The 24,754-nt window shown below is 59.6% G+C and carries 16 protein-coding genes and 5 pseudogenes; 9 read left to right on the plus strand and 12 right to left on the minus strand.

Annotated elements, in window-relative coordinates; genetic code table 11:
* Positions 1 to 89: 89 nt before the first annotated feature.
* The 3 genes and pseudogenes from I2H38_RS08805 to I2H38_RS08815 all read left to right on the plus strand — a co-directional run bounded on the left by I2H38_RS08805 (position 90) and on the right by I2H38_RS08815 (position 2,654).
* Entirely contained in the window at positions 90 to 1,022 is a 933-nt protein-coding gene (locus I2H38_RS08805) for a DMT family transporter (protein WP_196271482.1), read from the plus strand.
* A gap of 120 nt (positions 1,023 to 1,142) precedes the next feature.
* A complete protein-coding gene (locus tag I2H38_RS08810; RefSeq protein ID WP_196271483.1) occupies positions 1,143 to 1,760 on the plus strand; it encodes a helix-turn-helix domain-containing protein in 618 nt (205 codons plus the stop codon).
* A gap of 77 nt (positions 1,761 to 1,837) precedes the next feature.
* A pseudogene (locus I2H38_RS08815) lies at positions 1,838 to 2,654 on the plus strand (IS5 family transposase).
* Positions 2,655 to 2,950: 296 nt separating this feature from the next.
* Here I2H38_RS08815 and I2H38_RS08820 read toward each other — a convergent pair.
* Genes I2H38_RS08820 through acsA form a run of 4 tightly spaced genes read right to left on the minus strand, consistent with a single transcriptional unit; the run spans position 2,951 to position 8,167 of the window.
* Complete coding sequence (locus I2H38_RS08820; protein WP_210324740.1) at positions 2,951 to 3,199, minus strand: acyl carrier protein; 249 nt, start codon at positions 3,197 to 3,199, stop codon at positions 2,951 to 2,953.
* Entirely contained in the window at positions 3,199 to 4,398 is a 1,200-nt protein-coding gene (locus tag I2H38_RS08825) for a dihydrolipoamide acetyltransferase family protein (protein WP_196271485.1), read from the minus strand. The genes I2H38_RS08820 and I2H38_RS08825 overlap by 1 nt, the downstream gene beginning before the upstream one ends.
* Entirely contained in the window at positions 4,395 to 6,416 is a 2,022-nt protein-coding gene (pdhA, locus tag I2H38_RS20925; RefSeq protein WP_196271486.1) for a pyruvate dehydrogenase (acetyl-transferring) E1 component subunit alpha, read from the minus strand. Before pdhA ends, I2H38_RS08825 begins: the two co-directional genes overlap by 4 nt.
* The gene (gene acsA, locus I2H38_RS08835; protein ID WP_196271487.1) at positions 6,413 to 8,167 is read right to left on the minus strand and encodes an acetate--CoA ligase; all 1,755 of its coding nucleotides are present in this window, start codon (positions 8,165 to 8,167) and stop codon (positions 6,413 to 6,415) included. The genes pdhA and acsA overlap by 4 nt, the downstream gene beginning before the upstream one ends.
* A 649-nt stretch (positions 8,168 to 8,816) precedes the next feature.
* On the opposite strand from acsA, the gene I2H38_RS08840 reads away from it, so the two are divergent.
* The 3 genes from I2H38_RS08840 to I2H38_RS08850 are packed head-to-tail and all read left to right on the plus strand — an operon-like array spanning position 8,817 to position 13,748.
* The gene (locus tag I2H38_RS08840) at positions 8,817 to 9,866 is read left to right on the plus strand and encodes an HlyD family secretion protein (RefSeq protein WP_324617370.1); all 1,050 of its coding nucleotides are present in this window, start codon (positions 8,817 to 8,819) and stop codon (positions 9,864 to 9,866) included.
* Complete coding sequence (gene rbbA, locus I2H38_RS08845; RefSeq protein ID WP_196271488.1) at positions 9,863 to 12,610, plus strand: ribosome-associated ATPase/putative transporter RbbA; 2,748 nt, start codon at positions 9,863 to 9,865, stop codon at positions 12,608 to 12,610. Before I2H38_RS08840 ends, rbbA begins: the two co-directional genes overlap by 4 nt.
* 13 nt (positions 12,611 to 12,623) lie before the next feature.
* Positions 12,624 to 13,748, plus strand: a complete 1,125-nt coding sequence (locus I2H38_RS08850; protein ID WP_196271489.1) for an ABC transporter permease — start codon at positions 12,624 to 12,626, stop codon at positions 13,746 to 13,748.
* A gap of 708 nt (positions 13,749 to 14,456) precedes the next feature.
* On the opposite strand, the gene I2H38_RS08855 is transcribed toward I2H38_RS08850, so the two are convergent.
* From I2H38_RS08855 to I2H38_RS08870, 4 genes are all read right to left on the minus strand, one after another.
* Complete coding sequence (locus I2H38_RS08855) at positions 14,457 to 15,326, minus strand: ADP-polyphosphate phosphotransferase (protein ID WP_196271490.1); 870 nt, start codon at positions 15,324 to 15,326, stop codon at positions 14,457 to 14,459.
* 35 nt (positions 15,327 to 15,361) lie between these two features.
* Positions 15,362 to 17,722 (minus strand): HAD-IC family P-type ATPase, encoded by a 2,361-nt coding sequence (locus I2H38_RS08860; RefSeq protein ID WP_196271491.1) that lies wholly within the window; start codon positions 17,720 to 17,722, stop codon positions 15,362 to 15,364.
* A gap of 112 nt (positions 17,723 to 17,834) precedes the next feature.
* Positions 17,835 to 18,119, minus strand: a complete 285-nt coding sequence (locus I2H38_RS08865) for a c-type cytochrome (protein ID WP_196271492.1) — start codon at positions 18,117 to 18,119, stop codon at positions 17,835 to 17,837.
* Between the two features lie 8 nt (positions 18,120 to 18,127).
* Positions 18,128 to 19,354, minus strand: a complete 1,227-nt coding sequence (locus tag I2H38_RS08870) for a molybdopterin-dependent oxidoreductase (protein WP_196271493.1) — start codon at positions 19,352 to 19,354, stop codon at positions 18,128 to 18,130.
* Positions 19,355 to 19,662: 308 nt separating this feature from the next.
* On the opposite strand from I2H38_RS08870, the pseudogene I2H38_RS08875 reads away from it, so the two are divergent.
* Positions 19,663 to 19,980 (plus strand): annotated as a pseudogene (locus tag I2H38_RS08875) (cbb3-type cytochrome c oxidase subunit I); the annotation flags it as partial.
* On the opposite strand, the pseudogene I2H38_RS20930 reads toward I2H38_RS08875, so the two are convergent.
* From I2H38_RS20930 to I2H38_RS20700, 3 genes and pseudogenes are all read right to left on the minus strand, one after another.
* Positions 19,973 to 20,053 (minus strand): annotated as a pseudogene (locus tag I2H38_RS20930) (IS6 family transposase); the annotation flags it as partial. The pseudogenes I2H38_RS08875 and I2H38_RS20930 overlap by 8 nt on opposite strands.
* Positions 20,054 to 20,137: 84 nt before the next feature.
* Positions 20,138 to 21,457, minus strand: coding sequence for a porin (locus I2H38_RS08880; protein ID WP_196271495.1), 1,320 nt, complete (start codon positions 21,455 to 21,457; stop codon positions 20,138 to 20,140).
* A gap of 51 nt (positions 21,458 to 21,508) precedes the next feature.
* Positions 21,509 to 21,673 carry a hypothetical protein gene (locus I2H38_RS20700; RefSeq protein WP_210324741.1) on the minus strand — a complete coding sequence of 55 codons (165 nt, stop codon included), beginning with the start codon at positions 21,671 to 21,673 and terminating at the stop codon, positions 21,509 to 21,511.
* A gap of 61 nt (positions 21,674 to 21,734) precedes the next feature.
* On the opposite strand from I2H38_RS20700, the gene I2H38_RS08885 reads away from it, so the two are divergent.
* Complete coding sequence (locus I2H38_RS08885) at positions 21,735 to 23,786, plus strand: CocE/NonD family hydrolase (RefSeq protein ID WP_210324742.1); 2,052 nt, start codon at positions 21,735 to 21,737, stop codon at positions 23,784 to 23,786.
* A gap of 35 nt (positions 23,787 to 23,821) precedes the next feature.
* Positions 23,822 to 24,190: pseudogene (locus I2H38_RS08890) on the plus strand (DDE-type integrase/transposase/recombinase); the annotation flags it as partial.
* A gap of 338 nt (positions 24,191 to 24,528) precedes the next feature.
* Here the strand turns inward: I2H38_RS08890 and I2H38_RS08895 are convergent.
* A pseudogene (locus tag I2H38_RS08895) lies at positions 24,529 to 24,660 on the minus strand (IS6 family transposase); the annotation flags it as partial.
* Positions 24,661 to 24,754 lie beyond the last annotated feature (94 nt).

A 24,754-nucleotide genomic window follows, 5' to 3' on the forward strand; every position in this document is an offset into this window, starting at 1 on the left:
CGGGTGCAGGTGTTTTCCGTCGAAATGGGGTTCACGTAGCGGACGCATCGTGATTGTTTGCATATCCCGATTGAAGCGACTCGAAGCCTGTGAAACCTCTTCTGGGGATTACCCTCAAAGTCCTGTCCGCCCTCGCCTTCACGTTGATGTCGGCCGTGCTGAAAACGCTCACCAGCCGTTACCCCGTCGGCGAGGTCGTTTTTTTCCGCTCGATCTTCGCGCTCCTCCCGCTTCTCGCGTGGCTGGGTTGGCAACGGGACCTCATCAACGCGGTGCGGACAAACAACATTCCCGGCCATTTCCTGCGCGGCATCATCGGCACCTGCGGCATGTATCTCGGCTTCGCCGCTCTTTCCTATCTGCCGCTCCATGACACGATCGCAATCGGCTACGCTTCGCCTCTCATCGTCGTCATCCTCGCTGCGCTGCTCTTGAACGAGAAGGTCCGCGCGTATCGCTGGGCCGCCGTTGCGATCGGATTCGTCGGGGTCCTGATCATGCTTTCGCCCTATCTGAAGATCGAGACCTTCACCGGAAGCCTGACAGCCGGACCGACCCTGGGAGCGCTATGTGCCTTCATCGGGGCCTTCTGCTCCGCGGGCGCGATGATACAGGTGCGCCGTCTGACCGCGACTGAAAAGACGGGAGCCATCGTCTTCTATTTCTTTATCCTCGCCTCAGGACTTTCATTGTGCACCATCGTCTTCGGCTGGCGGATGCCGGATCGGGAGGATCTGTTGCTGTTTGTCGTCGGGGGCATCCTGGGCGGCATCGGCCAGATCCTGGTGACCCATAGCTACCGCTTCGCCGACACATCGGTCATCGCGCCGTTCGAATACACCACAATGATCTGGGCGTTGCTGTTCGGTTGGTTTGTCTTCGGCGACCTGCCGACCCTGACCATGGTGACAGGAGCCAGCATCGTCGCCATGACAGGGCTTTTCATCGTCTGGCGGGAGCATCACCTCGGCGTAATGCGCGCGCGGGATCTGGAAGTGACGTCCCAACGGACGGGCGGCTGAGCGGTCGCCCCCCGGCAAAAACTGGCCGCGACGTCGTCAGTGCTTGACCCAACTGGCCTGTTACCCCAAAACCGTTTTGAGGAACGAACGTTCGGTCTTTCAGCACAAAGGCAAGGCACCATGGGCGTCGAAGGCAAAGAGCGGCACCGGGATCTCGATACCGGCGCGCAGGTTCTGTCCGGCCATATGGGCAAGACGATCCAGCGCCTGCGGAAGGCTTATAATCTGTCCCTGTCGGAACTCGCCGAGCAGTCCGGCGTGGCCAAATCCATCATCAGTCAGATCGAGCGCAACGAGACCAACCCGACGCTCGCGACGATCTGGCGTCTGAGCCAGGCCCTGGACGTCTCCATCGAGCGCGTTCTTGCGACGAGCGACGAGGAGCCGTTCATCGAGAAGTCGTCCCGGGCGGATACGCCGATCCTCGTCTCCGAGGACGGCAAGATGCGCCTCGCTATCATCGGCTGGCTCAAGACCATCGAATGGCTGCAATGGTACGACGTGCAGTCCGATTCCGGCGGTGTACTCGATTCCGACAGCCATCAGCGCGGTTCGGTGGAGTGTCTTTCGGTTCTCGACGGCGAGTTCGAGGTCGAGGTTGGCGGTGTCGTCCAGCGAGCGAAGGCGGGCGAGACCCTGCGCTACCGTTGTGACCGGCCGCATTCCGTGCGTTGCATCAGTGACGGCCCGGGCCGCGCCACCATGGTCTGCATCCTCAAAGCGGCGGTGATGGACTAGGTCCAATCGACATTCAGGATTCCGTTTTGGGCTGATGTGTGTTTCATGGGTCTCCAGATTTGTTGATCTGGGGCCCCATGACGCCCAAGCCGAAACGTTATGAACTGACCCCCATCCAATGGCGGCGGATCGAAAAGCTCCTGCCGGGCAAGGCGGGCGATCCCGGACGCACGGGGCAGGACAATCTGACCTTCGTGAACGGCGTCTTGTGGGTGCTGCGCTCCGGCGCGCACTGGCATGACCTGCCGGAGCGGTATGGCAAGTGGGAGACACTCCACAAACGCTTCACCCGCTCGGCGAAGGCTGGGGTCTGGGAAAAGGTGTTCGATCACCTCATCGATGATCCGCACAACGATTATGTCGCTCTCGATTCCACGCTGGTGCGGGCCCATCAGCAGGCGGCCACCGGCAAGGGCGGCGGCCAAAAAGGAGGGACCAGGCTCTGGGGCGTTCCCGAGGAGGACTGACCACCAAAATCCACATGGCCGTCGATGGCCGAGGGCGTCCGCTACGCGTGATCCTGACGCCCGGCCAACGCAGCGATGTCACCCAGGCCCCAGCCTTGCTCGTGGGTCTGACGCCTGGCCGACAAAGCCTATGACGCCAACGCCCTGCGCCAGATCATTGCCAGCATGAACGCCGAAGCGGCGATCCCGTGCAATCCCACGCGAAAAGTCCTGATCCCCTACGACTTCGAGGCCTACAAGGCCGCGCAATCTGATCGAGCGCTGCTTCAACAAACTCAAGCACTTCCGCGGTATCGCAACACGATACGACCGACGCGCCGCAAACTTCCTCAGCTTCGTTCTGATCGCCGCAGCTCTACTATGGATGTCGATTCAGCCTAGGGCGGCTCGGTATAGGGTTTCTCCAACTGCCGCTCATTCGGCTTGACATAGATGCGCTCGAACAGTGCGGGGTAGATCGCGGCCAAAACGAAGGCACCGACTTGTCGTTAATGATGCGGCGGTGCCGCGCCATGCTTGCTTCGTCATCAGCCGGGTCAGCAGGCCCTTGGCAGCCTTGGTCGCGCCGCGTTGGCCGCCGGTTCGACGGTGTCGTAATGCTGGTTCCCCCGAAGGTAGGTAGCGCAAGATGTCGCGGTAACCCGGTGTCAGGGCGGTGAAGCGGCTTAACATGGGACTCCTGAAAAATGAGGCCCTCACGATGGGTATTACACGCCAGCGGCATTAAAGCTCGGCAAGCTTCCGCCGCAGATACTCGGTCGCGCCGTCCAACGTGATCAGCTTGGGATAGTCGCGCTCGGGGACATCCACTCCGAGACGCCGGTGTAGAGCCGTCACCAAACTCAGGAAGTCCATCGAGTCGATGTCACACTCCTCTCGCAGATCGTGTTTCGGATCGATGGCCGCGAGGTCAATGTCCGGTGCGATCAGCTTCAACTCCTGCTCAATAATGGCGTGAATGTCAGGGCTCATCATAGGCTCCCCGGTTCCTGAAGGAGGCGCTCGATTTCGGATAAAAACAACGCGCCGCGATGGCCATCGCTCACCCGATGATCTGCGGCCAGCGTGATCGTCACGACCGGCCGGGGTACGACTGCACCGTCGCGGATCCAGGGCCGTTCGACCACTCTCCCGAACCCGAGGATGGCAACCTGCGGCGGGTAAATGACGCCGAACAGGGTGTCCACCCCGCGCTCTCCGAGGCTCGACACCGTAATCGTAGGATCAGCGATCTCGGAACTGCGAAACCGCCCCGCTCGCACGCGGCCGATGAGATCGCGCATCGCTGCCATGAGCGCGTCGGGAGAGAGGGTGTTCGCATCGTGGACCGCGGGCGCAACAAGACCGCCACCCCGGATCGCGATGGCGACGCCGATATGAACGCGATCGCTCGGACGGAACGCACGCTCCATGAAGAATCCGTTGAACTCGGGAAAGCGGCGGACGGCAAGAGCCGTCGCTTTGACGAACAGAGCCCCGACGAGAACGCGCAGTTCCGGAGGTCTGTCCGTATTGCACCGGCGGACCCAATCCTCCGCCGCGCCGACATCCGCCGTTTGTGAAAGGTAATAGTGGGGGATCTCGCGTTTGGAGCGCGTCATCGCCGCCGCGATGGCGCTGCGCATCTGGGCGACGCTGGAGATCGCTTGTGGATGGGCCGGCGCCTTCTCGGTTGATCGCAGCGCAAGCTCGACGTCGATGAGGAGAACGGCCCCGGTGGGTCCGCTCCCCTTGATGCCGGAAAGATCGATGCCGTGCAGGCTTGCCAACCGTCGCGCCACGGGAGAGGCGGTAACACGACCCGTGGCGGGGGCTATAGGCAGCGCGGCAAAAGGCGTGACGACAGGGGCTTCCCCTCTCGGTCGTTTGGGTGCTGTGGGAGGGGGGCGCTCGCATGGCGGTGCCTCAGCTTCGGCGCCGATGGCGCCTGCCGCCCTAATCTCGCGGATGACGGCAAGAGGTGTCCCCACTGGCACGGTTGTGCCGGTGTCGACGAGCAGTCGGTCGAGGATGCCCTCCTGAAACACCTCGATTTCGATGGCGCCCTTTTGGGTTTCGACCACCGCGATGAGGTCGCCACGTTTCAAGGGTGCGCCGGGTTTGGCGAGCCATTCCACGAGCGTTCCCGCCTCCATGTCGGCGCCCAGTGATGGCATACGGAACTCGCTCATGGCGTGGCCTTCACTCTGTTGCAAACGGCTCTTGCGGCAGCGGCGATCATTGCGACCCGCGGAATCGCGGCCTCTTCGAGATGCTTCGGATAAGGAATGGGCACCTCTTCGCTGCACACGCGAGCGATGGGGGCATCAAGTTCCCAGAATGCCTGCTCCGTGATGCGCATGCTGATCTCGGCCGCCAGACTCCCGCTGCGCCAGCCTTCGTCAACGATCACCGCACGGTGTGTCTTCGAGACTGATGCGATGATCGCACGGTCATCGAGAGGACGAAGGCAGCGAAGGTCGATGACCTCCGCATCGATGCCGTCCTTTGCCAGGGCTTCGGCGGCTTCAAGGGTTTTCCAGAGCGACCCGCCATAAGTGATCAGCGAGATGTCGCGCCCCGCGCGGCGTACAACCGCCTTGTCGATGTCCACCGGTCCCGCATCAGCGGCGAGTGATCCTTTCCAATTGTAGAGCATGATGTTTTCGAAGATCAGGACTGGGTCCAGTTCCTGAAGCGCCGTCCAAAGCATGCCGCGCGCATCTTCAAGAGTTGCCGGCGCCAGAACCCTAATCCCCGGAATATGAGCGTACCAGCCTTCGAGGCTGTGTGAATGCTGCGCAGCGAGCTGACGCCCGGCGCCGGTCGCCATGCGAATGACCAGCGGCGCGCCGAACTGATTGCCCGACATATGCCGGATCGTTGCCGCCGTGTTGAGGATCTGGTCGAGCGCCAGCATGCTGAAATTGCAGGTCATCAATTCCACCATAGGGCGCATGCCGGCCATGGCGGCCCCGATGCCTGTGCCTGTAACGGCTGACTCGGACAGGGGCGTATCACGGATACGCTCAGGACCGAACTCCGCGAGAAGTCCTTTGCTGACCGCGTAGCAGCCGCCATAACGGCCGACATCCTCTCCCATCAGGAAGGCGCGCTCGTCGCGGCGTAGGGCATCGCGGATGGCCTCCCGCACCGCTTCGCGATACGTTGTCTCGATGGTAGGTTCGCCCGGCCCCTCAAAGGGACCGTCGGGTGGAGAGGGTCGCTCCGGGGCGCAGACATAGCGCGTGAGGTCCTCGACCGGCTCCCACGAACCTGCCTCGGCGAAAGCAACCGCGATTTCGATCTCCGATACGACCTCCTTCTCGATCCGGCTGAGATCCTCCGGATGTATCAGCCCGTTTTGCTCCAGCCAGCCCTGGAAGCGCACGATTGGGCCCTTGTTGCGCCAAGCCTCGACCTCTTCCTTGCTGCGATAGAGCTGCGCGTCGAACATGGAGTGCGCGCGGAAGCGATAGGTGTGACATTCGAGGAAGTACGGCTTTCCCGTCGATCGAATGGTGTCGATCGCTCGCCGGGCTGCCGCCTCGACCGCGACGACATCCATGCCGTCAACGGCTTCCGAGGCGATCTTGTAGCTCTGCGCCTTGCGATAAATGTCGGTTTCGGATTCCGTGATCTCCAAGGCTGTTCCCATCGCGTAGAGATTGTTCTCGCACACGAACAGTACTGGCACGCTCCAGAGCGCAGCCAGGTTGAGGCTTTCGTGAAACTCGCCTTCGGCGACCGCGCCGTCTCCGAAGAAGCAGACCGTTACATTGTCGAGATTCCGCATTTTGTCCGCGAGCCCGAGACCGACGGCGAGGGGCAGTCCGCCACCCACTATGGCGTTGCCGCCATAAAAGTTCGTATTCCGGTCAAACAGATGCATGGAGCCGCCGCGGCCGCCGCTGCATCCTTCCTTCTTGCCGTACATCTCAGCCAGGGCTGCTCCCATCGGAACGCCGCGCACCAGCGCGTGGCCATGTTCGCGATAGGTTGCAACGACGCGGTCGCTGTTTTTGAGAACGGGGATCACCCCTACGGCAACTGCCTCCTCGCCATCGTAGAGATGCAAAAATCCTCGGATCTTCTCCTGCGTGTAGAGTTCGGCGCACTTGTCCTCGAATCGGCGGATCCGGATCATCTGCTTGAGCAGATCGATCTCATGACTTCGCGATAAACGCGGTTTCGAGATCGTGTCAGTCATCGCTCTTCACTCTCGAGGGTGGAGATGTCTCCTTCGGGCAGGCCTAACTCGCGCGCCTTGAGTAGGCGACGCATAATTTTGCCACTGCGTGTCTTCGGCAGGTTTTGTCGAAAGACGACTTCTTTCGGGGCGACGGCCGGACCAAGCCTCTTGCGGGCATGACCAAGGAGTTCCATGCGGAGTTCTTCGCTCGATGCGATCCCTGCCTTTAGGGCAACGAAGGCTTTCACGATCTCTCCGGCAACCGGATCGGGAATCCCGATCACCGCAACTTCCGCGACTGCGGGGTGCTCCATCAAGGCGCTCTCAACCTCAAACGGTCCGATCAGATGTCCGGAGCTCTTGATCATGTCGTCGGCGCGGCCGACAAACCAGTAATATCCGTCGGCGTCGCGCATCGCGAGATCGCCCGAGAGGTACCAGCCATCCGCGAAACATTTCCGGTAGCGCTCCTCCTCATGGAGATAGGCCCGCATCATCGAGGGCCAGCCGGGCCTTAAGGCCAGTTCGCCGACAGTTGACGGCGCGGTGATCTCGCGGAGCTGCCCGTCGTGTCTTTCGACAATCCCCGCCTCCACACCCGGCAGGGGCTTGCCCATGGACCCGGGACGCACTTCCATTGCCTGATAGTTGGAGATCATTATGCCGCCAGTCTCTGTCTGCCACCAGTTGTCGTGGAACGGCTTCCCAAAGGTCTTCGCCGACCAGACGACCGCCTCCGGATTGAGGGGTTCACCAACACTTGCCATGTACCGGAGATGTGAGAGGTCGAACTGCCGTACGATATCGCTCCCGACTTTCATGAGCATGCGGATTGCCGTCGGCGCGGTATACCAGACGGTAACCTTGTGATCCTGCAGAATGCGATACCACCGCTCCGCGTCGAACTCGGCCTGATCGACAATCATCGTCGTACCGTTGGTAAGTGGCGAGATGATGCCGTAGGATGTCCCGGTGACCCATCCAGGATCAGCTGTGCACCAAAAAATATCGTCCGGATGGAGATCGAGCGCGAATTGTCCGGTGATGTGATGGGCGATGACCGCTGCATGCACATGCACGGCGCCCTTCGGCCGACCGGTTGTGCCGCTGGTGAAGTGGAGAAGGGCTATATCCTCAGGTGCAGTGCGCTCGATGTTGAAGGTCTCCGAGGCCCCGTCCATGAGCGCCGCAAGGCCAAAGGTGCCATCGGGCAGTGTATCCTCTCCATCGACAAGGACCACATGACGAAGGCTACCAAGTTCGTTACGCCAGGAAGCCAACTTGCGCCGGTAGAACCGCTCTGTGGTGATGAGTAGATTTGCTTCGCCGATGCTCATGCGGGCCTTAATGGGTTCCGGTCCGAACGCTGAGAAGAGAGGACAAAATGCGGCTCCTGCCTTCAGCGATCCCAGAGCCGCGATATAGAGGTCAGGAACACGACCCAGGAGGCAGTAAACCCGATCGCCCTTGCCAAAGTTGAGAGATCTTAGAACGTTGGCAAATTTGTTCGTCAGCTTCTGCAAGTCGCTGTAGGTGAGAGCGCGGATACGGTTTTCCTGACTGATCCAACGCAGTGCGATTTTGTCACCTCGGCCATGCGAGACATGGCGGTCGACAGCCTCATAGGTGATGTTCAATCCACCATCGGGCAAACCATCGAGAAGCGAGCGCGCCTGGTCCCAAGAGAAGTCGGTAACCTCGCGATCGTAGTCGCGCAGATTCGCGCGAGCGATCTCTTCTGGTCGCTTGAGAATCGAATCCCAGGACATTTCGCCTCCGCGGCAGAGAATGCGGAAATGTCATGCATGGGCGGACGCGGGACATTGAGATTGGTCAAGGAGTTGCGCCGAGGAATTGCTAGGTCGGTTAGCGAACGGCGCCGTCAACTTGTCGGGGAAGGTCGCTGACCCGGGTTAAGTCGGAAGTAGGCAGTTCCCATACCCGTCACCTCAGCCCAGACATGACAACGCCGGCAAATGTCAAATCTCGGCGCGGGCTTCACCTTCTCAACCGCCGAAATTTGCTCAATATCAATGTACCACCGGCATGGCAGGCTTAGTTGGATTGTTATGAGAACGCCGTTTTTGTCGTGTTCCTGTGAGTTCCAAAAGCGCCCCTTGGGGCAGAGAGTCGGTCGTGACAACGGATACGCCTGAGAAGGCGCGAATTCTTCCTGCGGCCGACACTGCCGTGACCGTTCAAAGGCAGAGCGTCCCGCGGCACGCCGAAATTGAACCTATCGAATCTGGCCAGCCGCCTCAGCTTCCCGCCTTGCGACCGAAGCGCGGGAAAAAGCGCCCTGTGATTTTACTCCTCGGCGCACTTCTCGCGCTCCTCGCGATGGGCGGGGCCGGATATTACGTGTGGCATCAGTTTCGATCGGCCCCGCCGCCCGGCCTCGCTATGGGAAATGGCCGATTGGAAGCCGATGAGATCAGTATCGCCACCAAGTTCGCGGGCCGTATTCTAAAGCTGTTCGTCGATCAGGGCGACATGGTCAAGGCCGGCCAGGTTGTGGCTCTGATGGACACGCGGGACCTCGAAGCTCAGTTGAAGCAGGCTGAGGCGATGGCGATTCAGGCACAGCGGGCGGTCGACGAGGCTAAGCAAAGCCTTGCTCAGCAGCAAAGCCTTGTGCTGAGCGCTCAAGCGGCGGTCGTGCAGGCACAGCGCGCGACGGAAGAGGCGAATGCCAACCTGCAACAACAGCAGACCCAGGTGAAGTTGGCCCGACAGGAGCTTGATCGCACCACATCGCTTATGTCGAGAGGTTTCGCCACGGTCGAGCTGCTCGACCAGCGCCGACAGGCTCTGAATGGTGCCTTGGCCGCCGAGATTGCAGCCACCGCTAGAGTCAATGAAACGGAGCAGGCGCTTGTCGCGTCCCGGCATAATGCCAATGGGGCGGTTGCGTCGCGGGATGCAGCCGCCGCGAGAGTCGGCCAAACGGAACAAGCACGAGAGGCAGCCACGCACAATGTCGAGTATTACAAGGTCAACATCGCGGACAACACGCTTGTTGCGCCGCGTGATGGCCCGATCGAGTATCGCATCGCGAATACCGGCGAGGTTTTGCCGGCCGGCGGCAAAGTTTTCACCATGCTCGACGCCTCCTACGTCTACATGGATATCTACCTGCCTACGGCAGAAGCTGGCCGGGTCAGGATCGGAAGTGAGGCTCGCATTGTCCTCGATGCCTATCCCAATCACGTGATCCCAGCCAAGGTCGTATACGTTTCCAGCCAAGCTGAGTTCACCCCCAAGCCGGTGGAGACGAAAAGTGAGCGCGACAAGCTGATGTTCCGGATCCGCGTCCGAGTCGATCCAGAGCGTCTAAAGGGCCATGAGGCGATCGTGCGGAGCGGTCTGCCCGGGGTTGCGTATGTACGCACGGATCCTCATGCGGAATGGCCGCCTCGTCTGGAGCCGAGTGCAGTGCCGACTACATCGATCACGGTGCCTCCATGATAAAAAGCAAAGGGGTGGTCGCGATCCTCGAAGACATTACGCTTCGCTACGGCAAGACCGTAGCACTCGATGATGTCACGCTTGCCGTACCCCGCGGCAGCTTAACCGGCCTCATCGGCCCCGATGGGGTCGGGAAATCATCTTTGCTCGCCATCATCGCCGGCGCTCGAAAGATCCAATCGGGCCGAGTCTATGTCCTGGACGCTGACATCGCTGTTTCTGCAGTCCGTGCCACGCTCTGTCGACGTATCGCTTATATGCCTCAGGGGCTGGGCAGGAATCTCTATCCAGATCTCACTGTTCGGGAAAGCATCGAGTTCTTCGGACGTCTGTTTGGGGAAACCCCAGTCGAACGGGAAACCAGGATGGCCGAGCTTTTGGCCAGCACTGGACTCGCGCCGTTCGTCGCCCGTCCGACCAGGCAACTCTCGGGCGGAATGAAGCAGAAACTGGGGCTTTGCTGTTCGCTGATCCACGATCCGGACCTGTTGATCCTCGACGAACCGACGACAGGAGTGGATCCGCTGTCGCGTCGGCAATTCTGGAGGATGATCGAAGACATTCGAGCCCGGCACCCGACCATAACGGTCCTCGTCGCCACTGCCTACATGGAAGAGGCGGAACGGTTTGACTGGTTGGTAGCCGTAAACAAGGGCAAGATCGTTGCCACCGGATCGCCTACTGAGCTCTGTCGCGCCACAGGAGCAAGCTCTGTCGAAGGAGCATTCATCGACCTGCTCCCCGAGCGAGAGCGGGCGGGATACCTCGGCTTCTCGGTGCCCCAACGCCGCCCCGTCATCGGCGGCGAGTCGGTCATTGAGGCGGAGGGTTTGACTCGACGGTTCGGTGACTTCACAGCGGTCGACCGCGTCAGCTTCACGATCGATCAAGGAGAAATCTTCGGCTTTGTTGGCTCGAATGGCTGCGGCAAGACGACGACCATGAAGATGTTGACCGGCCTACTGCCGCCGAGCCAGGGCGAGGTGCGGCTGTTCGGGCGGCCACTCGACGCCTACGATCTCAATGCGCGCAAGCGTGTCGGCTATATGTCCCAGGCGTTCTCGCTATACGCTGAACTGACAGTCCGACAGAACCTTAATCTTCATGCCCGACTGTTCCACCTGCCGATCGAGCGGGCGAAATTGCGCATCGCCAAACTCCTCGATGAGTTTGGCTTGACGGATTATGTGGACGCGCGCGCCCAGAACCTGCCGCTTGGCATCCGCCAACGGCTCTCGCTCGCGGTGGCGATCGTCCACGAACCCGATCTCCTCATACTCGATGAGCCGACCTCTGGCGTTGATCCCATTGCGCGAGATCAGTTTTGGGAAATCCTGGTGGATTTGGCGCGCAACCGTAGCATCACGATCTTCGTCTCCACGCATTTCATGAACGAGGCCGAGCGCTGTGACCGTGTCTCACTCATGGATTCCGGCCACGTTCTGGCGACCGACACACCAGCCGGGCTGATGAGGTCCCGCAACGCCGCGACGTTGGAGGAGGCCTTCATCGATTATCTCGAAGAGGCGGAGGCAGCGCGCTCGAAAGTGGAGCAACCGGCATCGAGCGCCTGGGTGCAACCGCGCCGCGAAGCCACCCCTGGACGCGGATTGAGCACCACTTTCAGCCCACAACGCCTTGTCGCCTGCACGATTCGAGAGACCCTGGAACTGATACGCGATAAGGTTCGGCTCGGCTTCGCTATCATCGGTACGACGTTCTTAATGCTGGTCTTCGGTTTCGGTATTTCCACCGACGTCAACAGCCTGACCTTCGCGGTGCTCGACCATGATCACAGTCATGAAAGCCGGGCCTATCTCGAGGCTTTGCGCGGCTCGACCTACTTCATCGAGAAGCGCCCCCTAGCGGACTACAACGATCTCGAAAAGCGGCTTGCAAGTGGCGACATCGATACAGCCATAGAGATCCCGCCCAATTTCGGGCGGGATCTCGCGCGCGGCCTGCCTACCTCGATTGCGGCATGGGTTGATGGGGCCCGGCCCTTCATCGCCCAGACAATCCGTGGATATTTGCAAGACCTCCATCAACTCTTTCTCAACGATCCCATGCTGAGGACGGGGCAGCCGCCGGTACCTGCGCCTGCAGTTGTCCAGCTTCGTTTCAAATACAATCAGAATCTTGACAGCATCTACGCGATGGTACCGGCCCAGCTGGCGTTGCAGCTTGCCCTCTTCCCGGCAATCCTGATGGCACTTTCCGTCGTGCGCGAGAAGGAACTCGGCTCGATCACGAACCTGTACGTGACACCACTCACCCGCCTCGAATTCCTCCTTGGCAAACAAATTCCGTATGTCGGACTGGCGATGATCAATTTTGCGCTGATGTTTACGCTGGCGCTGATCGTGTTTCGCGTCCCGCTCAAGGGGAGCTTTCCGACGCTACTACTCGGAACACTGGTCTATGTCGTGGCGACCACGGCATACGGCATGCTGATTTCTGGGTTTGCGCGGACCCAGATTGCGGCCCTCTTCGGCACCGCAATCCTGACCGTTCTGCCGGCCACAATGTTCGCGGGCATGCTCGTTCCGGTTTCCTCGCTTGCAGGCATGGCACGCATCATGGGCCGCATTTTCCCGATGAGTTATTATCTCCCGATCAGTGTGGGGACCTTCACCAAAGGGCTCGGCTTCCACGATCTGTCTGGCAACATCCTCACCCTTTTGGCTTTCATTCCGGCACTGACGGCTCTCAGCCTTCTGCTGCTCCGGAAACAGGAGCGATAGGCTGATTGCGGCCATGCAAAAACTCTCGAATATCTTTTGGCTTGGAACGAAAGAGTTGCGGAGTTTTATGCACGACTTCGTGCTCGTCGCGTTGGTCATCTACACTTTTTCGCTTGCTGTTGTTGCTCAGGCTCAAAGCAGCGCTCAGGAGGTCCATAACGCGTCGGTAGCGATCGTCGATGAAGACCAATCCGAACTGTCGTACCGTATCCGGCGCGCGTTTTTGTCCCCGTATTTTCAAGCGCCACAGTTGATCGCCGAACGGGACGTGGTGCCGCTGATGAACGCGGGCAAGTACACATTTGTGATCGATATTCCTCCCAAATTCGAGGCCGACGTGCTCGCGGGGCATCAACCGGCCGTACAACTCAATGTAGATGCGACCGCGATGGTGCAAGCGGGATTGGGATCTGGTTACGCGCAACAGATCATCAGCGACCAGATCAACGCATTTCTGTCGCACCTTGAAGGAAGTCCACTTCCACCGGTCGATCTCGTCGTGCGCATCGCTTTCAATCCAAACGCCGAGACAGGTTGGTTTACCAGCGTCATGGGTATCATCAACGGGATCACCATGCTCGCGATCGTTCTTGCGGGAGCGGCGATCGTCCGTGAGCGGGAGCACGGCACACTGGATCATCTCCTCGTGATGCCATTGACCCCATTCGAGATCGCGATGTCCAAAATCTGGGCGAACAGTCTGATCATTACTCTTGCGGCTGGGCTTTCCCTTTCCCTTGTTGTTAAAGATGTGCTTAACGTGCCGATTGCGGGGTCGATCCCGCTTTTTCTGGTTGGGGTAGCCGTCTATCTATTCTTCGCCACGACAATCGGCATCTTCCTCGGGACCATCGCACGTTCGATGCCGCAACTCGGCCTTCTTTATCTTCTCGTCTATCTCCCATTGGCCATGCTGTCCGGCAGCAACACGCCGCTTGAGAGTATGCCGCCTTGCCTTGCAACCGTCCTGCAGGTGTCGCCGACTGTCCATTTCGTTGCGTTCGCGCAAGCGATCCTTTACCGCGGAGCTGGATTCAATGTGGTCTGGCCAGAGTTCGTTATCATCGCGTTGATCGGCGTCCTGTTTCTCCTTTTAGGGATCCTGCGGTTTCGCAAGGTCACGGCGGTCGCCGCTTGAAGTTGGCGGCTGGTCCCGGATGTTGTCATGTTCGGACGCTCCCTGCTGATAAGAAATCCTTGAACGCGAGTGCAAGGGATGCGTCGCAAATTTGGATCTGGAACGCAAAGAGGCGTGTCTAAACGTGACCGTTCTCATCCGGCACGACCTGCACGCGATGTTGTCTTCTCAGACTGAACTGTCACGGTCCGAGCATCTCTTCCGCAACCTGACGTGTAAGCTCAGCAATGCGTCGGCTGTTCCGCTGCGACCGCTTACGGTTGGTTTCCGGTCAAGCCGGTGCGGCGGGCGAGCTTTTTTAGCTTCAGGGGGAACGGGTTGCTATCTGATGTGCGCGTTTCGCCGCCGTGGTCTCCATGCCAAGTTCACGAGCGGCGAGGCTGACGCCACGTTCTTCGTGCTGCGGGCCACGCGGCCGTCCGTGTTTTCTCGTTGTCGGTACACGTTGTCCCGATTGTCAGCCGCCCGGCCAATCTTGCTTCTAGCTCCGCGCCGCTGAGCCGCTCACATTAGCATGTTCTGATAGAGCTGCTCCGCGACAGGGTCGGCCCTGGCGCAGGACATCGCAGCGCCCCCCATACGCCCTTGATGTCGTACCGGGGCATGTGGCCGAGAACTACGCCCGCGCCGATTTCGGGAGGGGCTCTCAGGCCATACTCTCCCAAAAGGAGAGCCCAGGCGTGGGCACCGACGATGACCGATTAGCGCTCACTTCGCTAGCTCCCTACGAATGGAGTGCAGTTCATTGCGCCGCTTACGGCTCGTTCTTGGATAGCTCAATTTGAGTCCATCAAGTGTATCGAGGATAATCTGAGATACAATCAACCGAGCGTTCTCTTTATCGTCGGCGGGAACGACATACCAAGGTGAATCGCTGGTGCTTGTCGCGCTAAGGCACTCTTCGTAGGCCTTCATATAGTGCTTCCAGAACTTGCGCTCCTTGACGTCCGACAGGCTGAATTTCCAATTCTTTTCGGGCTCGTCGATGCGTGCCAAAAAGCGCTTGCGCTGCTCCTCCTTCGAAAGATGGAGGAAGAATTTGATGACGCGAGTTCCGTTGGCCTGGAGATGTTTCTCCAAATTCGCGATAGATCGATACCGGTCGCGCCAGACCTTCGGGTCATCATGTGCCGTGTCTGAGAGCCCCTCACTTTGGAGGATTTCACGATGGACACGGACGATCAGCACTTCCTCGTAGTAGGATCGATTAAAGATGCCGATCCGTCCCCGCTCCGGTAGATCACGCGTGGTGCGCCAGAGAAAATCGTGTTGTAACTCGGCAGGACTGGGATGCTTGAAGCTGAAGACTTGGCAGCCTTGTGGATTCACCCCGGACATCACATGCTTGATGATGCCATCTTTTCCCGCCGCATCCATCGCCTGAAGTATCAGGAGAACGGCATAGCGGTTAGATGCATAGAAGAGTTGCTGTTGCGAGCTCAGTCGCGCGATGTATTCGCCTAGAAGCTTTTGATAATGCTCCTTTGATTTATACACAGGTGCCACGCTCGTCGGCCATTTGCGCAGGTTGACCTTCTCGCCCTCCCGCACGCGATAGTCCTTTGATTTGATTTTCATGTCCGCCCTTTCGGTGGCGTCCGCCGCAACGCGCGTTAGGTGATCCCAAGTCGAGCGAATACGGGAATCTTCACCACATCCAGGACGACGGCGAACACAGCGGCTGCGACTAGCGTGCAGACGACCAGCGAGACCGGGAGCGGTGTCATTGCCAACCCGGTAATCGCCAGCGTAGCCGCGATCACCACATCGACCACGGATGAGAGGACGAGCCAGAAGCTGGGACGTGAACCCCACATATGTCGGCGTTGGCGAATGGCATAGAGTGTCCCCTGGCTCCCGAAGACGAGGACGACAAAAGCAAGGGTCCGCAGCGCGCCGGTTCCGAGGTTCATCTCAAATCTGCCGAATGCCAGAATGCCCGTACAGAAGGCCAATAAGCAGGCCCCCACAGCGAGGCCTGCAATCGTCAAGCTACCGATGCGCCAGACATTCGGCTGTACCGACGGGTTCACGTGATCCGTGGTCAATGACATGGAGAGAAAGTCTCCGGCGACCATCAAAATGACCATCAGCAGCGGCGTCAGGATGGCGTGTCCGGTCATGATCAGGCCGATGACCAGCAGGAGCACCGTCACGACCTTCTTGATAATCGCGTTCAAGGCATAGGTCTGGATGCGTTGGAAGATTACCCGCCCCTCCTTCACAACTGCGACGATGGCCCCTAGCCCCGGTCTGGTCAGCACCATGCCCGCTGCCGACTTGGCCACGTCAGTCGCTGTCGAGACCGCGATTCCGATCTGCGCCTGACGCAGCGCCGGCGCGTCGTTGGCGCCGTCGCCGCACATGCCGACGACGTGATGGCCGTTCTGAAACGCCTTCACGAGGTTGTACTTGTCCTCGGGGAGAACACCGGCGAAGACTGCAAACTCCTCGGGATGCACGCTGGCTGGGATCGGCCCCGGCGGGCAGACCGGGCCATCGAGCCCAACGGCACGAGCCACGATAGCTGCCGTCGCAGGCGCGTCGCCTGTCACCATCACGGTGCGGACGCCTAGCCCGTGCAATTCGGCAATGAGCGGCGCCGCTTCTTCGAGAGGCGGGTCGCTGAGGGCGATGAGTCCGACGAGCTTTATTGCCTCAGGCGGTCCCGCCGCAACGGCCAGCACTCGAAAGCCCTGTCCCTCAAGCTCGTTCGCAACCGCTGCTGCGGTCGAAGCCTTCTGGGCAAGGCCGACAACCACCGCAAAGGCACCCTTCACGATGCGCTGCGGGTGGCCGTCCGAAGCCGTCGCTGTCGCCTCGGACATTTTCGCCGTCGGATCAAATGGCGTGAAATGGATCAGGTTCGGCGCGTCGGTGATATTCTTGGCTCCGGCAGCCCCACGAATGGCCACATCCACCGGATCCTGGCCGCCATCCGAGCTTGCCAACGCCGCCAACGCCAGAACATGTGCCACGTCGAAATCAGGCATTGGGCGCACGGCTGCCACCGCCAGCTCGTTGCGTGTCAACGTTCCGGTCTTGTCCGCACACAAGACATCCATCGTCGCCGCTTCATCCACCGCGGAGAGACGCGTCAATAGCACGTCGCGCCTTACCAAGGCCCGCGCGCCAAGTGCCGACGCCAGAGTGAAAGTGGCCGGTAGTGCAACCGGTATCGATGCAAGAACTGCCGTCAGAATAAGAGGAATGATCTCAGTGAGCGGCATCTTGAGAAAGTAGGCATATGCCACCAGCACCGCGACGACGGCGCCGTTGAACGCGGCGAGATTGCGCACGACCCGCAGAACCGCTGCCTGCTGGGAGCTGACGACATGGGCGGTGCGGACAAGTTCCGCGGTGCGACCGAACTTGGTGCGCGTTCCGGTCGCGGTGACCTCGCCCACCGCCTCGCCGCGCCGTACCAACGTCCCTGCATAGGTTTGCAGGCCCGGGCCAGCTTCGATGGGAACAGATTCGCCCGTAAGCATGGATTGGTCGAGCAGAACTTCCCCTTCGGTGAGGCGCACATCCGCAGCCACCACACCCCCAAGCGACAGCTTCACGACATCGCCCGGAACCAACTCGGCGGCCGGCATGGTTGTCCAAACACCGTCGCGTCGGACGGAAGCGTTGAGCGCAAGCCGCGACTTCAGTACGGCAAGGGTTGCCTGGGCGCGCCCTTCTTGAAAAAGCCCGAGAGCAGCGTTGAAGATGAGGAGGCCGCCGATGATCGAGGCCTCGACATATTCGCCAAGCGCGATCTCGATCACGATCGCAGCCTCAAGCATCCAGGGAACGGGAGCCCAAAACTTGCTCAGTGCCCGACGCAATGGATGCGCGGCAGTGTCCGGCTGGGCGTTCGGACCAAAGGTGTGCAGCCGACGGCTGGCTTCGCCGCTCGTCAGGCCAATGTTGGCTTGGCCTGTCCTCTCCGGAAGAGACGAATTTTCCGCACGCAGATTGCTGGTCATGGCCATTGTCCAATCCGAGTCCGGTCTGATTGACTGCCAACGGTCGACAAGTCTCAAGGAGGTGGTCGCACCTACGAAGTGCAGCAACTCCTCTGACCTAGCTGCGTCTTTCCTACGGACGCCCATAGCTGCGGCTGAGATAGTCGACGATCGCCTTGGCATCGGAATCATCGACCGGGGCACCGAACACCTTGATCATCTTGGTCACCTCAGCTTCCCACAGTTTCTGATCCAGAAAGGGTGAGTTCATCTGAATGTAATCCAAGCTGTGGCAGGCGGCGCAGTTGTTCATTACGACGTCTCTGCCGGGGCCATCCTTAAGCTTGATGGCCGTTTCGTCGGCACGGGCCCCGGTTGCTGTGACGAGGACGACAACAGGCAGAACGAATTTCCACATGGCGCACCTCATCCGACAATAACGCTGACGCGGTGCATCAGGTTATGATGGTATCCGCCCGGGTTTTGAATAAGGGTCGAGTTCTGGGTCTGTCCGACCGCATTCGTGGCGCGAGCGAGGAGCGTCAGGGCCCCCTTGCGAGTTGTCTTGAGCGGAAAGGTCCACTGCCGGAACGAGTACCGGCCGACATCCGGACCTAAGGTTGCGCGTGACCAAGTCTGACCTTCATCCGTGGAAATCTCAACGGACGTAATGCCGTACCCTCCGTCCCAGGCAATGCCCTTGGCGGTGAGAGTCTGGCCCATTCTCACCTTCTCGCTCTCCGCAGGTGTCGTAATGAGCGAGTTGACGACCATTTCCGTGATGGGGGTGTTCGCCGCCGTCTCCTGCGTCAGGAACCGCTGGACGAGGGGAAACTTGCCGACCGGAATCCGATAGGCCGCCTTCATCCAAAAATTGTCCTCAGGGGTTGATCGCGCGGTGATCCGGGTGAGGTGTTTCATCCAATAGGTTGCCGTCCAGCCCGGGACAATGATCCTTGCCGGAGCGCCGTTGAAGTGCGGCAGCGGCTGCCCGTTCATCTCGTAGGCGATCAGGGTGTCCGGATCGAGAGCCTTCCAGACAGGGATGCTCTTGACGAAGTCCGGCGTCTTGTCGAGCGCCGGTCCGTCTGCTCCATCAAAAGCGATTTCGATTGCTTCCTTTGTAAGGCCGGCTCGATCGAGGATGTCCTTTAGCCGAATGCCTTTCCAGCGAGCATTCCCCATGGCGCCGTACCCCCACTCAACCCCGGCGACATGCGGCTCGAACAGGCCTCGACGGCTGCCTGAACACTGGCAGACCGCAGGGATTTCGACAGGCATGAAATCTCGCTTGAGGGCGTCCAGTGTCAGTTCGAAGGGCTTTGTCGCCGCGTCTCCCCCGACCGCCAAGCGCCAGCTTTTCGGATCGACCTCCGGAATGTCCGAGAGATGATAGCGAACGAAGAACGCGTCGTTGGGCGTGAAGAGCTCGTTGAAATAGTGGAGCGGCGTTTCATAGTTAGGTGGGCGATACGTCAGCTTGATGAGTGGCACCTTGCCCGGCAGCGCTTCCAACTGCGCAATGTTTCGAAGCCCGATCGGAAGATGTGGGTCCAGGCTGAAAGAGTCAGCCGCAAGCCCCTCGCGCAGATGAGCCGGCGCTGAAAGAGCGGCACCCCCGACGCCGATAAGGAAGGATCTCCGCGTAACCATGGGCTTGCTCCCATACCGGCCAGCTATGTTGCTGAAAAAAGCTAGGATGGGACACGCCATTGTCCAGCGAAATTAAGGGGAGGAACGACGAACAAAAGGCTACGCCTGCAACGGAATCCAAAGGCATCGTGTCTGTTGGCGCGCAATGGAGAGACGCCTTGCTTCCGGTATCGCAGGTCGTCGTATTGCCTTCCCGGCTGCTGCACTAGAATCCCGCTAACGGTGACGAACGGCACATGGAACGATTGGCGACGTGACCAACGAAATTTCGGGATTTTTGTCTGGGGGAGGTTGTCAGGAGCGCCGTCATGGCCCAAGCGACGCCTGCCGATTCTGTCGACACCAGTGAGTATCCGGCCTTCTGGCGGCGGTGGTTCTATTCCACGAACCACAAGGACATCGGCACCCTCTACTTCATCTTTGCCTTCATCGCGGGCCTGGTCGGCGCCACTTTCTCGATCCTCATCCGCCTGGAACTCCAGGAACCCGGATTGCAGTTCTTCGCCAATCCGCAGGCCTTCAACGTCGTCGTGACAGGCCACGGCCTCATCATGATATTTTTTGTCGTCATGCCGGCTCTCATCAGCGGTTTCGGTAACTGGTTCGTGCCGCTGATGATCGCAAGCTCAAGCCGTAGGCCAGATACCATCGGAGGCACAGCAAGATCACCGACCTGTCAAAGTGCCTGACCTTGAACATCTGCCTCTCCGCACTCGTGCCCCAGCGCACCATAGGGACGAAACCGAAACAAATGTTTGCGACAAAGCCATCGGTTTGAGCCGATTAGAAGTCGCGCTGAATGTGGAGACGGCCTTCCCAGGCATTCGACGAGCCAGCCGAGATGTTGTCGCCGATGGCGACACGGCCGCGGGGATCGATGCGGGCGTAGAGAACTTCGACGCCGAAGTCCAAGCCGGGAACCGGCTGCCAGAAGGCGTTCGTGCCGACACGCCATTCGTTGAAGTCGTCGAGGCCGATGCGGATGCCAGCAGGCGTCACAGTCGAAGCGCCGGTGCCGTAATCGAAGCGAGCGTACGAACCGAACACCGACTGGCGGATCTGCGGGGTCCAGTAGTGTGTCACGCCACCGGCGAGCGCCCAGCCACGGCCACGGACGATATTGCCCGTGATCGGGTTGATGTAAGCGTCAGCAACCGCGCCCCTGACAGAGCCATCGATGATGAAGTCGTCGTTGCCACCGATGATGTAGCCGAGAGCGCCGTTCGCGTAGGTCGCGGCAAACCACATGGCGTCGCCCGCGGCGATCATCGGCAGGTTGACGCCGACCTGACCCGTGACGGCGAAGCCGTATTCATTGCTCGGGATCGAGCCAAGGATCGGAACGGCAAAGCCCGCGCCGCTCAGAACCCGGCTTCTGATCTGGTGGACGGCGCCCGAAATCTGAGCCGTACCCCAGGTCGCTTCGTATTTCACGTTGCCGACGAGGTCGGGCACGCGCTCGCCAGCGTAGTTAAGCTGGGTCGCAGCAAGACCACCGGGGAAGAAGCCGTTGTTGCGACGCTCGAGGCCATTTTCGAGTGACAGCGTGGTCGAGAAGCCGTTGCCGAGGGTGAAGGTGTAGGCCAACAGGTCAACGTCGGGCGAGTCCGAGAAGCGGAGCGTGCCCAAGTGCTCGGTCCGGAGATCACCGTTATCGAAGAACGACGTCACGTGTCCGACGGTCAGGCCGCCGAACTGGATGAACGCCTCAGCCACGTTCGGGCTGCTCGAAATCGTGCCGTTGGTGCCGTTGAACGGCCTGCCGGACGAACGGATGATGTCGAAGCGAACGAACGTGCGGAGCAGGCCATAAGCCGTCGCCGTACGAGCGTCTGTCTGGATACGACCGCTAGCGCGGAAGCCGACGGCATCCTGAGCGCGGAGGCGCGGCTCACCGTACACGTAGTCAGCGCGAACGCGGCCACCGACGCGGAGGCAGGTTTCCGTGCCCGGGATGTAGAAGAAGCCTGCGCCGTAGGTGGAGCAGACGCGAACGTACTCAACAGGAGCAGCCTTCTTCGCGGGAAGGTCAGCAGCTTGAGCGCCGGCAACGGCGGCGAGACCCGCGACCGATCCGAGCATAAGGCTCTTAACGATCTTCATAGAGACTCTCCAAGATATCGATGCTGGAAGTGACCTGCCCCTGAAACCCTGCTAGGCCGCAAGAAGGTGCTTGACTTGATGCGGCCTGACATTGTCGGGCTGATGGTAAAGCTGCCCGTCATCCACCGGCTTGCGCAGAACTACGGCCACTGTCACGATTGCGGGCGATTGCACACGGGCGCCGAAGCCGAGAATCAACCACCTGACACGTGCCATTAGCAGTTGCAAACAACACAAAACACCATGGGGACAAATGATTGCTTGGAGGGCAAACATCTTGGGGAAACTAGCAATTTGTCTATCCCTCATAGGCGGTCTATTCGGCTGCTCTGGAAATGCCGCGCTGTCAGCGGACACCACGCACTACGAATTTTTTCTGGAGAACAGCACGCTCGAAATGAAAGATGGCGTGCGCTTGGCTGTGACCTACTACCGGCCCGTGGCCAAAAAGCCCAGAGAAACTTTCCCGGTGATTATGGAAATGCTGCCTTATCGCAAGGATGATTTTTTCGCGCTTGGCGATTATGAATATGGCTCATATTTTGCCAAGCGCGGCTATGTTGTTGCCCGTGTCGATGTGCGCGGTACGGGAGGCAGTGAGGGCGGCATCCCCGAAAGCGAGTATTCCGAAGCGGAGATTTCCGATGCGGAGGCGTTGATCGCCCAGCTGTCCAAAATGAGCTGGTCCAATGGCAATGTGGGAATGTATGGCCTTTCATGGAGTGCCTTCAACTCACTGATGACGGCCCACAGAAAACCGCCTGCGCTCAAGGCCATCATTGCGGCGCACGGGTCGACCGACCTTTTCTACAATGACGTGCACTACATCGACGGCGCTTTGCACATCGATTCCTATGCGCATCAAATTGATACCGATAATTCGATGCCGCAAAGCCCGGACTACCGCATTGATGAAGATTATTTCCGGAATCGTTTCGACAGGGAACCTTGGATATTCACCTGGCTACGCCAGCAACAGGATGGCGATTTTTGGCGCAAGGAGTCCCTCAAGTTCAAAGCCCCCCTGGAGGTGCCAAGCTATCTGATCGGTGGATTGCTCGACGGCTACCGGGATTTCGTCATGGATGTGGGTCGGACCGCCAAGGCACCGGTCATTGCGGAAATCGGGCCATGGAACCACGCATGGCCTGAATACGGCGTGCCAGGCCCCAACTACGAGTGGCGGCAAAAGGCCTTGCGCTGGTGGGACTACTGGCTCAAAGGAATAGACCATGGAATTCTGGATGAGCCCCGCTGGATGGCATTCATGCGTACCGGGCACGCTCCTGCCACCGATCTGACCACTGTCCCCGGTTATTGGCGCTGCGATAAGCAGTGGCCATCGGACGGCAGCAGCACCCAACGCCTCTACCCTCAAACCGCGCAACATCTGGGCAATGCCCCTGCAGCGCTGGAAACCGCCCAAGCCCTGCTTTACCGCGCCGGCATCGGGATGGCAGCTGGTGGTTGGTGGGGCGAACAAACGGGCGACATGGCAACGGACGACGCCCACAGTCTGGTCTACGACTCTGCCCCCTTGGCCGAGGCCCTGGAAATTATGGGCATGCCGCAAGTGCGATTGCGCGTGGCCGCAGATGCTCCTTTTTACCAGTGGACAGTGCGTTTGGAGGATGTTGCTCCGGATGGCAAGGTGTCCTTGGTCAGCGGCGCCATCATCAATTCTTCCCAGCGTTTTTCGCGGCTTGAGCCTGCGGCGCTGATACCCGGTGAACCGACTACGCTGACCACCTCGGTTCACTTCACCACATGGCGTTTCAAACCCGGCCATCGTATCCGCCTGGCCGTCGCCAACGCGCAATTTCCCATGATCTGGCCCAGTCCTACGCCGGGCGCCACCAGTCTTTTGTTGAGCAACGACACATGGCTCGAATTGCCAGTGGTGCCGATGCAAAACGAAACGAACCAAGCTTGTATCCTACCCCCGCCAGAGCCAAGTGATGCGGCACCTTTTGGCAAAGAGCTGGAAAAAAACGGCCCTGTTTTCAACAGTTTCCGCAATGAACAAACCGGCGATTCGACATTCACGACCGCCAACGACGTTACCTGGATCATTCGTGACGACAAATTCCGATCCAGCGAATCATACCGATGGGACGTCAATGACGCCATGCCCGCCAACGCCCGCTACCAAGGCGAACGCAGAAATATTTTTACCATCAAGGGCAATGAAATAGACCTCTCGACCAAGGCGCGGATCGAGTCGGATGCCTTATATTTCGACGTCACTTTCACTAAGACTTTGCGGAAGAATGGCGAACTGATTAGAGAAAAGACATGGGTAGACCATATTCCGCGGATGCATCAGTGAGGAAGCCTCAATAAACCGTGCCGACCCAATAGAACGCCAAACGGTTCCTGCGCAAGGCGCCCAAACGCCATAGCCGGCCTGAGCGGATTGTGATTGATGGCAGCCAGACGAACCGTGAAGCGATCCTGTCGTGCGACACACCCGACCGGCTCGAAGACAGAACACGGCGTGATCTGAAGCCCATTGGCATCCGCCAAAGCGCCTACCTCAATAATCGGATCGAGCAGGATCATCGAGCCATCAAGAGGCGCGTCAGACCAATGCTCGGCTTTCAGTCGATGGTCACTGCCTGCGTCATCCTTGGTGGGATCGAGTTGACCCACATGATACGCAAACAACAGGCGAAGCATGCCTGCAATTCGCAGCCGACCCACGCCAAGCAGTTCCATCTGCTCGTTGCCTGATCTTGAGCCTAGCTATCGACCACCTTTGCGTTCCAGATCCAAATTTGCGACGCATCCGGACCGCCTCATCCCGGAATTCCTGCGTAAAGCGTCGGTGGTATTGGGCCATGGAGCACCTCCTGGATTATAGAAGTGCTCTCCGGCTTCCCCAAGCTAGTCCATCATTTCACCGCTCCTTCGATATCGCCAAGTGCTTCGTGAAGGACTTCGATGTTTGACAGGCGTCGCCGCCCAGCAGGGCCCGCAAGATCCATGATGCGAGTGGCAAGCAGGTGCGTTAGCGCCATGACTGCGGAGTGGTTGTAGAGAGGTCCGGCCGCCGCCGTCTGACAATGGAGATGGTCAACCGCGACACCACGCTCGGACATCATTTCGGCCAGATCGCGATAGCTGATGCGATATTTGCAGTACCAGCGCACGCACAGCAGGGTGATCTCAACGGGAAACGGGCGGCGCGTGAACAGAGACAACGGGGCGGCTCCTTGACGAACCGCACCCGTTATACGGCCGGGGTTAATGCAACGATCCCCTTCAGAAAGCCCCGCAGCCCGGCCAGCGACGTTC

Source organism: Microvirga alba (assembly GCF_015694465.1).
In the GTDB taxonomy this organism is placed as follows: Bacteria; Pseudomonadota; Alphaproteobacteria; order Rhizobiales; family Beijerinckiaceae; genus Microvirga; species Microvirga alba.